The sequence below is a fragment of the Geobacillus vulcani PSS1 genome, from assembly GCF_000733845.1.
Classification (GTDB): Bacteria; Bacillota; Bacilli; order Bacillales; family Anoxybacillaceae; genus Geobacillus; species Geobacillus vulcani.
In genome coordinates, this window is sequence record NZ_JPOI01000001.1 from 2,314,247 (window position 1) to 2,327,773 (window position 13,527).

12 protein-coding genes, 1 tRNA gene and 2 pseudogenes are annotated in these 13,527 nt (G+C 48.9%); 11 read left to right on the top strand and 4 right to left on the bottom strand.

Translation table 11 applies throughout. The features are described from left to right. Nucleotides 1-26: 26 nt before the first annotated feature. Nucleotides 27-100, bottom strand: a tRNA-Pro gene (locus N685_RS0112550). Nucleotides 101-408: 308 nt separating this feature from the next. Continuing rightward, nucleotides 409-870, bottom strand: a complete 462-nt coding sequence (locus N685_RS0112555; protein WP_031408831.1) for a Uma2 family endonuclease — start codon at nt 868-870, stop codon at nt 409-411. Nucleotides 871-942: 72 nt separating this feature from the next. On the opposite strand from N685_RS0112555, the gene N685_RS20170 reads away from it, so the two are divergent. From N685_RS20170 to N685_RS0112590, 6 genes are all read left to right on the top strand, one after another. Next, a complete protein-coding gene (locus N685_RS20170; protein ID WP_256371106.1) occupies nt 943-1,074 on the top strand; it encodes a hypothetical protein in 132 nt (43 codons plus the stop codon). A gap of 172 nt (nt 1,075-1,246) precedes the next feature. Further along, the gene (glsA, locus tag N685_RS0112565; protein ID WP_051870818.1) at nt 1,247-2,218 is read left to right on the top strand and encodes a glutaminase A; all 972 of its coding nucleotides are present in this window, start codon (nt 1,247-1,249) and stop codon (nt 2,216-2,218) included. Then, nucleotides 2,187-2,591, top strand: a complete 405-nt coding sequence (locus N685_RS0112570; RefSeq protein WP_031408835.1) for a hypothetical protein — start codon at nt 2,187-2,189, stop codon at nt 2,589-2,591. The genes glsA and N685_RS0112570 overlap by 32 nt, the downstream gene beginning before the upstream one ends. Before the next feature lie 354 nt (nt 2,592-2,945). Further along, the gene (locus tag N685_RS20075) at nt 2,946-4,400 is read left to right on the top strand and encodes a DNA/RNA non-specific endonuclease (protein ID WP_237746899.1); all 1,455 of its coding nucleotides are present in this window, start codon (nt 2,946-2,948) and stop codon (nt 4,398-4,400) included. 1 nt (nt 4,401) lies between these two features. Next, complete coding sequence (locus tag N685_RS0112585) at nt 4,402-4,806, top strand: immunity protein YezG family protein (protein ID WP_031408841.1); 405 nt, start codon at nt 4,402-4,404, stop codon at nt 4,804-4,806. A gap of 232 nt (nt 4,807-5,038) precedes the next feature. Continuing rightward, nucleotides 5,039-5,434, top strand: coding sequence for a CDI toxin immunity protein (locus N685_RS0112590; protein WP_031408842.1), 396 nt, complete (start codon nt 5,039-5,041; stop codon nt 5,432-5,434). Between the two features lie 31 nt (nt 5,435-5,465). On the opposite strand, the pseudogene N685_RS0112595 reads toward N685_RS0112590, so the two are convergent. Continuing rightward, nucleotides 5,466-5,876: pseudogene (locus tag N685_RS0112595) on the bottom strand (IS982 family transposase); the annotation flags it as partial. 860 nt (nt 5,877-6,736) lie between these two features. Between N685_RS0112595 and N685_RS0112600 the strand changes: the two are divergent. From N685_RS0112600 to N685_RS0112625, 5 genes are all read left to right on the top strand, one after another. Then, nucleotides 6,737-8,053, top strand: a complete 1,317-nt coding sequence (locus N685_RS0112600; RefSeq protein WP_031408846.1) for an ABC transporter substrate-binding protein — start codon at nt 6,737-6,739, stop codon at nt 8,051-8,053. Nucleotides 8,054-8,238: 185 nt separating this feature from the next. After that, a complete protein-coding gene (locus N685_RS0112610) occupies nt 8,239-9,546 on the top strand; it encodes a carbohydrate ABC transporter permease (protein WP_031408848.1) in 1,308 nt (435 codons plus the stop codon). Between the two features lie 17 nt (nt 9,547-9,563). Next, the gene (locus tag N685_RS0112615) at nt 9,564-10,391 is read left to right on the top strand and encodes a carbohydrate ABC transporter permease (protein WP_031408850.1); all 828 of its coding nucleotides are present in this window, start codon (nt 9,564-9,566) and stop codon (nt 10,389-10,391) included. A gap of 269 nt (nt 10,392-10,660) precedes the next feature. Then, the gene (locus N685_RS0112620) at nt 10,661-11,107 is read left to right on the top strand and encodes a MaoC/PaaZ C-terminal domain-containing protein (protein ID WP_031408851.1); all 447 of its coding nucleotides are present in this window, start codon (nt 10,661-10,663) and stop codon (nt 11,105-11,107) included. A 233-nt stretch (nt 11,108-11,340) separates the two neighbouring features. Next, nucleotides 11,341-12,636, top strand: coding sequence for an MFS transporter (locus tag N685_RS0112625; RefSeq protein ID WP_031408853.1), 1,296 nt, complete (start codon nt 11,341-11,343; stop codon nt 12,634-12,636). 443 nt (nt 12,637-13,079) lie between these two features. Here N685_RS0112625 and N685_RS19105 read toward each other — a convergent pair. Continuing rightward, nucleotides 13,080-13,368: pseudogene (locus N685_RS19105) on the bottom strand (DUF4351 domain-containing protein); the annotation flags it as partial. Between the last annotated feature and the right edge of the window lie 159 nt (nt 13,369-13,527).

Sequence of the window (13,527 nt, forward strand, 5' to 3'; positions counted from 1 at the left end):
GATGTTTTTCGGCTGGTTTCCTTCGATCGGGATGACAGGATTTGAACCTGCGACCCCACGCACCCCATGCGTGTGCTCTACCAAGCTGAGCTACATCCCGAAATGGTTTGTCAGACATACTTCATTATACAAGAAAAACAGGATAAGATCAATGGCTAATTTTCCATGAAGGCAGAAAAGGATGCCGTTGAAAGGCCATCGGCATCCGACAAGGCTTCGTCTGTCAGCCATGGATTAGCCGTGCTGTGAAACGAGGTTATGCCATCGATCGAGCGATTTGCTCCAACTGTTCACGAATCTGGCCGCGGCAAACTCCGCTGTGGTAACAGACGACCGTCTCGATGCCAAAAATCAAGCAACTTTCGGACAGACCGCCTCGCTTCGTCCATAGCGGGCGTTTCCTCTTTTCTACACGCCTTGGAACACGAGCGCCGTGTCAATCGTTCCGATGACAGAATCGAACATTTCGCCACAGGCGATGATCGTTTCGGCGTATCGATCATGTTCGAGTGTGCACTGACGGATCGTTTTGTTGTAGGGGTCGGCGATCCAGTATTCTTCCACTCCGTAGGCGCAGTACAAATCTTTTTTTAGTGTCACATCGATTTTGTAGGTTGACGGGCTGACAACTTCGATGACAATGAGCGGCCGCCCCTTATAGCCGCCGATGATTTTTTCCGGCCGTTCGCAATAGACAGCGACATCCGGCTGGATAAACTCGTTCATCACGTTTCCGTTCTTTTCGAGTTTCACGGATAATTTGGAAATCGGTTGGCATGGGCTTTTTCCTTTGATCATGGAAACAAGATTGTCGCAAACGATTTGATGTTCCCATGACGGGGACGGGGACATGTTGATGGCTTCTTGCATGCTCCTCACCTCTTTTTTATTATACTTGAAACCGTTCTCCCTTGCCTACAACAAGGTTGTTGGAGAAAGACGATGGATGTCTATGTGCTCGAAGAAGGGAGATTCCGCCATCAAGGGATGTATGTTCGCGATGAGACGATTCCTGTCCGCATGTTTCCTGGATTTGCGATCGAATTAAAAAATGTGTTTGCCGAAGAAGAGTAAGAAAAACGGCTGCTGTTCAAACAGCAGGCTCAGGCTGCCGACTTGAGAGGAGCGGGGCGGTTTTTTGCCGGCGGTCCGCTTGGCGAGGGCAAAGCGCCCCCGTCGGAAACCGCCGCTGTTTGAATCGTTTGGGCATAGAAACGGAAAAAATAGGCGATACTAACGATCGGTGATGCTTGTGTACAATCAAGAAGAACTGGCCCGCTTTGTCGAAGAAGCGAAGCCGTACGCCTGCTATGGCAAAGTGGCCGATTATATTCCCGCTCTAGCCAAAGCGAATCCGAATGAACTGTCAGTCGCCGTTTACACCCCGGACGGTAAGGTGGTGAGCGCCGGCGATGTGACGGTGAAAGTGACGCTCCAAAGCATTTCCAAAATTCTTGCCCTAGCCCTTGTCTTGATCGACCGCGGCGAGGATGAGGTGTTCCGTAAAGTCGGCATGGAGCCGACGGATTATCCGTTTCATTCCATTGCCAAATTAGAGGAAAAGCCTGCCAAGCCGCTGAATCCGATGATTAACGCCGGCGCGCTTGTCGTCACGTCGATGATTGAAGGCAGCTCGGTGTCCGAACGGTTGAAACGGTTGTTGGCGTTTGTCCGCCGTCTCGCTGGCAACGAACACATCTCGTACTCCGACGAAGTGGCCCGCTCCGAATTTGAAACCGCGTTTTTAAACCGGTCGCTTTGCTACTTTCTCAAGCAGCACGGGATGATTGACGAAGATGTCGAAGAGCTGATGGACTTGTACACGAAACAGTGCGCCATCGAAATGACGTGCATCGACCTGGCGCGCATCGGCTTGGTGTTCGCGCTTGACGGGCGCGATCCGCATTCGGGCAAACCGCTCATGCCGTTGGATGTCGCCCGCATTTGCAAAACGTTCATGGTCACGTGCGGCATGTACAATGCGTCGGGTGAATTTGCCATCAAGGTCGGCATTCCGGCGAAAAGCGGCGTCTCGGGCGGCATTCTCGCCGCCGTGCCCGGGCGGTGCGGCATCGGCATTTTCGGCCCGGCGCTTGACGACAAAGGGAACAGTCTAGCCGGGGTGAAACTGCTCGAACGGCTGTCCAAAACGTATTCATTAAGCATTTTTGGAGGAGGGAATGACAGTGAAAACATTTACGGTCCAGTTTCATCGTGAAGATGATGTGGAAGCGATGAACGTCGGCAAGTTGAGCCAAGAGGATTTTGACAAGGCGACCGAAGGCGGGACGCGGCATCTGTTTGACCTCGACACGAACATCGGCTATTTTGTCTTTTTCGACGCTGAGGATAACGAAGGCAACGTATCGTATTTAATGCTTCAATACGAAGAAGACAGCGAAGACCCAAGCGCGTGCTACAGCTTTGAGCTGAAAGACTTTTATGAGTTTATGGCGCTCTACTTAAACGACCTCGAATTCGCGGAAGAAGAGGAAATGACGGAAGACGGCGAAGAGGAATACGGTCCGATTCACCATTTGGCGCATTTGCTGTATCATGTCGTTGAGGAAGGAAAGGCGGTCGAGGTATAAAAAACGGGCGCACGCCGCTCGTTTCGGGGAAAGGCCGGACAGAAGGTCACCGGTTACGGGAAGTGATAGAGGGGACGTTTCAGCCCATACCCGTCAAGTTTAGCAGTATAAAAATTTTAAGACGAGACTCGTGTGATAGGTTTGGATCGTGAACCAAAGCAACGGACGTTGATGCAGGAGGAGAAGGAAAAACACTTCTCGCAAAAACCCACGGCTCGATCGGTAAAGCGTTGATTCAAGCCCTCGCTTGAAAGGGAACAGCCATGCCAGAGCGTCAAGGCCGCACACAACCGCAAGGCGAGCCACTATGTAGAGAAAAAAATAGAAAATACAGCCAAACACGTGGCCAGCGACTTGAAAAAAGCCGAGAAGGTCGTGCATCGAGCGGTGCATCAAGTTGAAAAGAGAGTTGAACACGCGGCCAAGGAAGTAAAGAAAGATGTCGTGCACATCAGCCGCGAAGCGAAAGAAGCGTTTCATCACGCGGAAAAGAAAGCGGAACAAGTGATCAAACATGCGGCACACCATGTGAAAAAAGCCGAGAAGGCCGTGCATCGAGCGGTCCATCAGGTTGAAAAGAGAGTTGAACGCGCAGCCAAAGAAGTAGCGAAAGACGCGGGGCATATCGGCCATAAGGCCAAGGAAGTATTTCAGCATGCAGAAAAGAAAGCGGAACAAGCTGTACAGCATGTGGCCCACGATGTAAAAAAGGCCGAGAAGGCGATTCATCGAGCGGCTCACCACATAGAGCACAAACTCGGACAAGAAATCAAAGCTTTAGCGAAAACCTCTGATCGTGGCGCACACAAAATAGAACAGAAAGCAGGGCATATCGCAAAACAGACCGTTCATGGTATAATACATGCAGGAGAAAAAGTCGAACAAACGGCTCGGCAAGTAGCGAAGAATGCACAAAAATCATGGCATGGATTGACCAAACACCCCATTGAAAGCACAGTGGAGTTTGTGAGAGGAGCGGGAGATGCGGCTTTACAGGACGTGACATACAATCTGGCACACCGTCCTTATCACAGTCCGCATCCCGTCGCCTACGAATGGGGGCAAATGACGGGACACGCGGTATCGACTGTAGCCGGAGTAATCGAAACAGCCGGGGCCATCCCTTTAGCCGCAGCCGGAATCGCCCTTAGCAGCACGGGAGTAGGAGCGGCGGTCGGAGCTCCAGCCACTGCCATCGCTGTTGCCGGAGCCACTCATGGAGCCACTTTAGCGACAACAGGAAGCTCCCACTTCGTCCAACACGCGAACGAACTGTACCAGCGAATGAGCCGGGGCGAAGGGGTCTCGGAGAAAGCGGTTAAGGAAATAGAGAATGTTAAATATGGTGAACAATACACAAGGGTTAATCGTAAAAAAACCTTAAAGCCAAATGTAGGGTATACAACAAAAGAAGGATATAGATATACTACTGATGATAGGGGACGTATTTCTAGTGTTGAAGCTAAATTAGAGTTAGGAAAAACCAACCGAAATTCGTACGCTCAAAAAGTAGTAGGAAGGGAAGATAGACTATCAAACGATGAAGGTGGTCATTTAATAGCAAGTATATTTAAAGGGTCTGGCGATATTGATAACTTAGTACCTATGAATGCTACACTAAATAGGAGTGAGTATAAAACTCTAGAGAATACATGGAAAAAAGCTTTAGAAGAGGGGAAAGAGGTAACGATTAGGGTGAAGCCTATATATGAGGGACAATCGGTTAGACCGAAAGAATTTAAAATCGACTACTCCATAAATGGTAAAAAATATTCGGAGAGACTAATTAACTATTCAGGAGGTAAGTAAGATGGAAACGTATAAAATGGAATATATATACCAACAAATTGCAGATATATTAGTTAATATGATTCCTGAGGCATGGAGAAAAATCCTGTTATACGCCGAATTTAGAGAAGGTTATAAAAAAATCTTTTTCTATTATTATCCAGAAAAAGAAGGAGAGCCGGTATATAGCCTTGATATAACAGATTTATTTGATGTTGATGAGAATGAATTTGATAGGTTAGAAAATGAGTTGTATAGCTGTTTTTCTAGATTAAGAGAAGAATTCAAAGAACAAGAACCATGGACGAATTTAACTTACATTTTGGATAACACAGGCCGAATGAAAATCCACTATGGATATGACGATCTTTCAGAAATGAGTCCTGTGGAAAAACAAGAAAAGTGGGAAAATGAATATTTAAATTAATTTACAGAAACATAGGTAACGTAGTAATTATATCTTGGGGGGAATTGTAGAAATCATACGGATACGGTCACATGGGTTATAATGGAGTTTCTGTAAAAGTGCGCATGCCCGGATTTTTGTTCCGGGCCTTTTCTATGAATCAGGGGCTCGAAAAATCGTTATTCCATTTGAGGGTAACGAAAGCACCTTTAAATCTTTATTAAAACATTTGAATAGATAAGGGGGAATTTGAATGAGTTTATTAGATGAGTGTATTGAAGCACTAGGTGAGAATGTACACGTCTTATCTGATCGAGAGAGAGAACAAGTACTAAGAGATTTTGAGAATTCTTTTCCATTTACTGAGTGGGGGCGTATTGAATGGGAGAAAGTGACTTATCATGCTAAAGTGAATACAGTTGATGAGATCATCTCCTTTTTGAACCAAAACATTGATGAATACAGCAACGTTATATATGTAATTTGGGATGAAGGGACATTACCTATCATTCAATCTGAGTTAAATAAAGTATTTGAAGTTATAGATGATGTTACTGCTGTAAGTTTTGATACATGGATATTTTCACCATCTTCAGGATATGTTATTGAGATATTTCATGACGGTGAAGTAAGAATAGGGTTGAAGTAAAAATCATTGAACCCGTGGTGCTAGTTGAGCTCTAGCGCTCAACTAGCCCGAGTGTTACAAGTGAATACACCAACAAGATGCCGTCGAGTGTCACTTCAAACCCTGAAATCGAATTCGCACGAATGTCTGCTATACAATACTGGTCAATAAGGACGGAGAACACCGTTTCGATCACTTTCCGTTTTTGTTTGAGCCATTTCTCCCATGATTCAGATGGGCGGTGTTTCTGATTTTTGCGAGATGGAGTCCAAAAAGCGATTTGGTACCCTTCATACAACTTTTTTTGCCATTCACTACTGATGAATCCTTTGTCACCCAAGTTATAGGGATGAGAAATTGGAGTCATGACGGTTTCAGCTGCGGTTCGATCGTGACAGGATGCCGCCGTTACCACGTATCCCATAGGTAGTCCTTGGTTTGTCACTTGAACATGAAACTGTAGATAAGCATTTCCATTACAGTGATTTCCATACCCTAAGAGACAAACATGGTACCCCCATAGCCATCAAGTTAAGAAAACAGGAATAAATCTATGCCTCATTTGACCCCGAGTTCAAGAGTGGCTAGACAAACAAAATGCCTCTAATCCCTTGATATATCAAAGGGACGAGAGGCATATTTTGGCATACTTCGGGCATGTATCTAGAAGGTTGGTGATTTAAGGCAAAATACTGCTGATTTCATTCTTTTCTCAATTAGAGAAACCTTGCAGAGTAAGCTTTCTTTTCTGAATGAAAATGCCGCCGATTCGTGTGTGACAGCGGTTTTTCACCGACCTTCTAGGAGGCTGGTGATTTCATCATGGATACGGCTTTACCATGTCATTTCCCAATTAGAAAAACCTTGTTGTAGGGGTCCTGCTTTTCATTCGTTTTACCATATAATGGAGTTTCAGCCCCTTTTTCTTTGTTGGCAAGATAAAAAAAGAATTTAGGGACTTGACGAGCGATTTTGCAACAAGGTAAGATAATTTTGTAATCGATTACATAGAAAATTTATCCGAAAAAGTCGGAAGGCGCACGCGACCTAGACAGGTGGCGTTGGCGGAAAAGCCGGGCGCGCCAAGCGTTCCTTGCCCCTAGCTGTGGCATCGGCGGCAAGGAGCGGCAAAACGAGGGGAATGTGACACTTTGATGTAATCGATTACAAAGCATCTTGTATAGACAAGAAGCCATGGTTGCCTAGGCGGAAAGCGGTAGATGTTTCATCAAGGAGGTGGTTCGTCAGTTCGAAGCCGCATTGATGCGAGAAGTGAATTGACGATTGGACAACTCAAACAAAGGCAAAGGGGGAGAAACAAAGATGAAAAAAGTTTTGAAATCATCCGCGCTTTTGTTAGCGCTTACGATGGGGCTTGCGGCATGCTCCGGCGGCCAAAGCGCCAGCGATGCGGGCCAAGACAGCAAAAAAGAAGAAGGGAAAACAGGGCAATCCGAAAAAGTCGTGAAAATTGTCTATGCCCGCGGCCAAGATTCCACGAAAGCCACTGAAAAAATCATCGAAGCGTTCGAGAAAACGCATCCGAACATCGATGTGGAATTTCGCGAAATGCCGGCTGACACCGGGAAGCAGCATGATGCGTATGTGACGATGTTAAACGCGCAGTCGTCGGAAATCGATGTTATGGATCTCGACGTCATTTGGCCGGCTGAGTTTGCTCAAGCGGGTTATACGCTGCCGCTCGACCGCTTTATTGAGAAAGACGGCATTGACCTGAGCAAATACAACCAAGGGGCGCTCGCGGCCGGCAACTTCAATGGCAAGCAATGGGCGATGCCGAAGTTCATTGATGCCGGCATGCTGTTCTATCGCACCGACTTGGTGCCGAAAGACAAAGTGCCGAAAACATGGGATGAACTCTTGAAAGAGGCGAAAGAGCTGAAAGGAAAGGGCGGCACGAAATTCGGCTATTTGATGCAGGCCAAACAATATGAAGGATTGGTGTGCAACGCCGTCGAATTTATCGCCTCTTACGGCGGACAAATCGTCGATAAAAACGGGAATGTCGTGATCAACAGCCCAGAAACGATCAAAGGGCTGAAGAAAATGGTGGAAATCGTCAAGTCCGATGTTGTGCCGAGCAATATCACCACCTTCACTGAACCGGAATCGCATACCGCGTTCATTGAAGGGCAATCGCCGTTTATCCGCAACTGGCCTTATCAATACGCGCTGGCGAATGACAAAGAACAATCGAAAATCGTCGGCAAAGTCGGCGTGGCTCCGCTCCCGGCCGGGGACAAAGGTTCGGCTGCCGCGCTGGGCGGCTGGATGACCGCGATCAACAAATATTCGAAACATCCGAAAGAAGCATGGGAATTTGTCAAATTTATGACGGGGCCGGAGGGGCAAAAAATTTCCGCGATTTACGGTGGTTTAGCGCCGACGCTTCCGGAGCTGTTTAAAGACCCGGATGTCTTAAAAGCCAATCCGTTCTTTGCGGAAGAAGGATTTGTCAATGCCTTGAACGCTGCTGTGCCGCGCCCGGTCGTCCCGAACTATCCGGAAATTTCGGAAATCATCCAAATTAACGTATCCAAAGCGCTGGCCGGGGAGCTGACGGTCGAACAAGCCGTGGCCAATATGGAAAAAGAAATGAAAGCAGCCTTGAATAAATAAGGAGAATGACTTGGCCGGCGCTCGGCAGCGGCCCGAATCTGGCCCAACGCCGGCCAATGCCCCATCAGCCAAACAAAGAGAACGCGATGTTGATTTTACCATTTTTGATTCATTAGCCTTCAGGCCGTCGTCTGCCCGGTGCTGAAGGCTAATATCCTTTTCCAAGCAGAAGGGAGAGAACAGCGATGAGGAATGAAAAGCGAATGGAGCGCCTGTTGGGCTATTCGCTTGTCGCGCCGGCCATGCTGCTTATTTTGGCGATTGCCATTTGGCCCGTCATCCAGTCCTTTTATTACAGCTTGTTCGACTATCGGCTCAATGATCCGACCAAATCGTCGATTCACTGGAGTTACAGCCTCGATCTGGAAGGATATCTACAAAACTATCCGTTCCTCAAAAGCGCCCTCAAGCAGGAGATGGAGGCTGCGGATGAACAAACGAAACAAACATTGGCGCAAATCGAACGAAAACTCGCGAAACTGGACGCGGCGATCCGTTCCGACGATCAAGTGGCGAAGCAATATGACAAAGTGAACGAAGTGCTCGACAATTTTGGGACGCCAAGCGATGAGCTGAAGATCGCCGAGCTGGACAAACAGACGGCCGAGCGGCTGACCGACACGGTTCATGATGTCGTCCAGACGCTCAAGGAGATGAAAAAAGCGGGCGAACTGCGGCAAGCGGATAAAGTCGTCGGCTTGGCCGAAGGGCTCGAAGGGGTTGTGATCGAGCCGAACTTTGTCGGCCTCAAGCATTATAAGGACAGCTTCAGTGACATGCGCTTATGGAAAGCGTTATGGAATACGACGTTCTTTACGGTGGTGTCGGTCGCCATTGAGCTCGTGTTAGGGCTTGGAATTGCGTTGCTCATTAATAAGGCCTTTTTTGGCCGCGGGTTGGTGCGGGCGACGATTTTGATTCCGTGGGCGATTCCTACCGCTGTATCTGCGCTCATGTGGAAATTTTTATACGATGGACAAAACGGCATTGTCGCCAAATATTTCGAAACGATTGGCCTTGTCGACCGAATGGGGGATTTGTTGACAACGGAAGCAGGGGCGATGTTTGCGGTCATTTTTGCCGATGTATGGAAGACAACCCCCTATATGGCGCTCTTGTTGCTCGCCGGGCTGCAAACGATCCCGAGTTCGTTGTATGAAGCCGCCTCGATCGACGGAGCGACCAAATGGCAGCAATTCACGAAAATCACGCTGCCATTGTTGAAATCAAGCATTTTAGTCGCGCTGCTGTTTCGCACGCTCGATGCGTTCCGCGTCTTTGACTTGATTTACGTCTTAACCGGCGGAGGGCCGGCGAACTCGACGGAGACGATTTCGATTTTAGCGTATAAAGTCATGTTCTCGCAGACGAATTTCGGCGCGGGATCGGCGCTTGCTGTCATCGTGTTCCTCTGCGTGGCGGTGATTTCCATGATCTATATTCGCTGGCTTGGGAAAGATTTGTTGTCTGATGGCTCCAGCGTCAAACGATAACGAAAAGAGGTGAGACCATGCAAAAAAAAGCCGGTCCGTTCTTTTATGTGTTTTTGGCTCTGTTCGTGTTCTTTGTGATGTTTCCGTTTTTATGGGTTTTGCTTAGTTCCATTAAGCCGCTCAGCGAATTGTTTGGCGACAAAGCGTTTGAATGGTTTACGAGCCATCCGACGTTGAAGTCCTATGTATCGGTCTTTGTCAATTACCCGTTTTTGCGCTATTTATGGAACAGTACGGTCGTGGCGACCATTACAACGGTGTATACGGTCTTTGTTGCCGCGTTTGCGGCTTATGCGATTGCGCGCCTCGAGTTTAAAGGCAAGACGGTCATTCTCGGCTTGGTGCTGGCCGTATCCATGTTTCCGCAAATTGCCACCATTTCACCAATTTACATGTTTGTGAAAAAGTTCGGGTTGACGAACAGCTACTTGGGATTGATCATTCCGTATACGACGTTTGCTTTGCCGTTGTCGATTTGGCTGCTCGTCACCTTTTTCCGCAAGATTCCGTTTGATTTGGAAGAAGCGGCGAAAATGGATGGGGCGACGCCGATGCAGACGTATTTTAAAATCATTTTGCCGCTTGCGGTGCCAGGGGTGTTTACGACGTCCATTCTCGTCTTCATTGCTGCATGGAACGAATTTTTATTTGCCTTGACGATCAATACAGCGGAAAAATACAAAACTGTCCCGGTCGGCATTGCCATGTTCCAAGGCCAGTATACGATCCCGTGGGGCGAAATTTCCGCGGCCACTGTGATTGTGACGATCCCACTCGTCGTCATGGTGCTGTTGTTCCAGCGCCGCATCGTCTCTGGGCTCACGTCCGGCTCGGTAAAGGAATAAGGGATCAATTCGAAAAAGGATGCCAGGTGAGCATCCTTTTGTTTTTTGCGGCAATGCGAATGTTGAAACACGAAACAGAGAAAGAGAAAGTTCTATCCGCTCCACTCCGTTCATATGTTAATGGCAGACGTCTAGCGGGGAGGGATGCGTAAAAGCCAACGATATGCACGATTAATATTCTGAATATTTACAAAAATGGAGATGGCAGCCGGAAAGGGGGTGGAATTTGTTTTTCCTCTTTTTTGCACCAGTCAAGGGGAGGGGAAGGCGTGCGATTTGACCGTCCGTTTGAACAGTATGTGCTTGGCGAGCGCCACCGTTCGCGCGGGCGAACGATCACCGAAGCGGATATTGTTCAGTTTGCCGGCGTTTCCGGCGATTTTTATCCGTTGCACATGGATCGGCAATATGCCGAGCGGACGCCATTTGGCGAGCGCATCGCCCATGGGATGCTGACGCTGTCGGCGGCGACAGGGCTGTGGGTGATGGAGCCGGGATGCGTGCTCGCCTTTTATGGGATTGATGCGCTCCGTTTCGTCCGTCCGGTGAAAATCGGCGATACGATTTATGTAGAATCAGAAGTGACGAAGCTGACGGTACGGGGGGAGCGAGCGGGGTTGGTCACGGTGCATCAGCGGATCGTCAACCAACGAGAAGAAACGGTCGTCGATGCCGTTGTGCATGTGCTTGTTGCCCGGGAAGGGAAAGCTCCATGACGGGCTTATGACATGGTGTCGCGGTCCGATAAAGAAACGAATGCATGACATTTCGGTTTTTGGAAGCGCTAACATTATGTTTGTTTTTTTGCTATCATCTATTTGTTTTTCCATTTCCGTGAAAATCCCACGTTGGTGAGTGGTGATTTTCATGCCCGGGTGGAGGGTAAAGTTGCTCATGGACCTTTTCTATAAAATGCGCGCAGTTTGATTGCGTGAAAGGGGTGTTGTGAATGGCCGTAGCGATGATGGATGCGGCGGAATTGAAGCGCCAAAAAAAGAGGGCGGCGATTTCAAGTGTGGTCGGCACGACGATTGAATGGTACGATTTCTTCCTTTATGGGACGATGGCCGCTCTCGTGTTTCCACAGTTGTTTTTCCCACAAAATGATTCATATGTAGCGCTCATGCAGTCGTTTACGACATTCGCCTTAGGGTTTATTGCGAGACCAGTAGGGGCGGCGATTTTCGGCCACTTTGGCGATCGGATCGGACGCAAGGCGACCTTGGTCGTCACCTTGCTGTTGATGGGATTGGCGACGGCGTTCATCGGCCTGATGCCGACATATGAGCAAATCGGCCTGTGGGCACCGGTGCTGGTGACTGCGCTGCGCCTGATTCAAGGCATTGGCGTCGGCGGGGAATGGGGCGGTGCCATTTTGATTGCGATGGAGTGGGAAGAAGGCAAACGGCGCGGGTTGATGGCTTCGCTGCCGCAAATGGGTGTGCCGTTCGGGCTGTTGTCCTCTTCCCTTGTGACGACGCTCATGTTGGCGGCAGGCGGCGACAGCTTTTATGCGTGGGGATGGCGCGTTCCGTTTCTCGTCAGCTTCCTTCTCATCGCCGTCGGGCTGTATATCCGGTTGAAAGTGCTCGAATCGCCGCTGTTCCAAGAAGCGATGAAAAAACAAGAAACGAGCAAGATGCCGGTCGGCGAAGTGCTGGTCAAGCATCCACGCGAAATTCTCTGGTCGGCGCTTGCACGGGTGATTGAAAACGGGTCATTCTACATTTTTGTCACGTTTATCGTCAGCTATGGGACGACATTTTTGGGGATGGAAAAAAGCATTTTCGTCAATGTGACGATTATTGCCGCGATCATTAACGCGCTCTCGATCGTTTATTCCGGCCATTTATCCGACCGGTGGGGGCGGCGGCGCGTCTATATGACGGGAACGATTTTGTTGATGCTTTGGGCGTTTCCGTATTATTGGCTTGTCAATACAAAAAGTGTTGGGCTGATCTTTTTGGCGACGGTCGTGGCCATGGTGTTCCACGGCATGCTGTATGGCCCGCAGGCGGCCATGATCGCGGAAAACTTCCCGACGCGCCTGCGCTACAGCGGCGCCTCGCTCGGCTACCAGTTGGCATCGATCATCGCCGGCGGTCCGGCGCCGCTCGTGAGCACGTGGCTGCTGCATAAATACGGCAGCGCAACGGCCATCTCCTTCTATATCGTCGTCATGGGCTTGATCTCGCTGGCCGGGGTGAAAATGCTGCAAGACCGTGCGCGCCAGGCGCTTGAGTAATATCGGATCGGCGCCTTTGCTTCGATGCAAAGGCGCCCTTTTACCTTGTCTGCTTACAGTGTGGATGGTCGGATAGGTTTGGGTGAACTACCCACCACCTACGCTTCGCTTAGAGGTGGGGCTTTAACATAATTCCGAAAGAAGTCTCCCACTTCAAGCGTGTGAAGGGCGTAGCCCAACGATCAGTGGGAGATGAATTTCGGTTGGCGTTAGCCAAATCTTATGATAAATTGAATATATCATATGTTTCTTGATAAGTGGCTATATGGGGGTTGAGTGGACAAATGAATAGGCGAGAACCAAGCAGATTCCTTCCACTCGTAAAATAGCCAAGGTAGAAAAGAACTTCCGTCATGTCGGATATCTAGGGTTGGGACGACCCGAAGTCACGCTCAGGGAGACGAAAGGTTGCTTTCGTCGCGGAACTGAGAAGCTCTCACTTCAAGCAAAGCTAAGTGGGAGTAGTTCACCTCGATTTTCTCACTTTCAGTATACCCCCATTTTGCCAAGAAGGGCAGCCGCAATCGAATTGTCATGCCGAATAGAATCCCGCCAATGTTTCTTGCGCAGCTCTACGGGGAAAAAGCGAAACTGCAGCACATCGCCAAAGGGAAATTTGATCGAGAATACGGACGGTTCCTCACGGAGGGCATCATAGCTGAAGACGGCGATCGGAACGATGCGGGTGCGGTACTTTTCGAACAAACGGCTGAAATAAAGAAACATTCGCTCCCGAACTTTTGGTTCTTGTCGAAAGAGTGGGGGGCGCTAGTCTTGGACAATGCCCGTATTCATCATGTGATACGTCTTTTATAGAGACGAAGATTTGAACCCTGTCCCGCCTACGCTTGCGGTTGGAGTGGGAAGCATCGATTCATCGACGGATCGAAA

Bases quoted from the DNA above. Each gene is read 5' to 3' on its own strand.
- N685_RS0112555 (WP_031408831.1), bottom strand. From the start codon at position 870: ATGCAAGAAGCCATCAACATGTCCCCGTCCCCGTCATGGGAACATCAA.
- N685_RS20170 (WP_256371106.1), top strand. From the start codon at position 943: ATGGATGTCTATGTGCTCGAAGAAGGGAGATTCCGCCATCAAGGGATG.
- glsA (WP_051870818.1), top strand. From the start codon at position 1,247: ATGCTTGTGTACAATCAAGAAGAACTGGCCCGCTTTGTCGAAGAAGCG.
- N685_RS0112585 (WP_031408841.1), top strand. From the start codon at position 4,402: ATGGAAACGTATAAAATGGAATATATATACCAACAAATTGCAGATATA.
- N685_RS0112590 (WP_031408842.1), top strand. From the start codon at position 5,039: ATGAGTTTATTAGATGAGTGTATTGAAGCACTAGGTGAGAATGTACAC.
- N685_RS0112600 (WP_031408846.1), top strand. From the start codon at position 6,737: ATGAAAAAAGTTTTGAAATCATCCGCGCTTTTGTTAGCGCTTACGATG.
- N685_RS0112610 (WP_031408848.1), top strand. From the start codon at position 8,239: ATGAGGAATGAAAAGCGAATGGAGCGCCTGTTGGGCTATTCGCTTGTC.
- N685_RS0112615 (WP_031408850.1), top strand. From the start codon at position 9,564: ATGCAAAAAAAAGCCGGTCCGTTCTTTTATGTGTTTTTGGCTCTGTTC.
- N685_RS0112625 (WP_031408853.1), top strand. From the start codon at position 11,341: ATGGCCGTAGCGATGATGGATGCGGCGGAATTGAAGCGCCAAAAAAAG.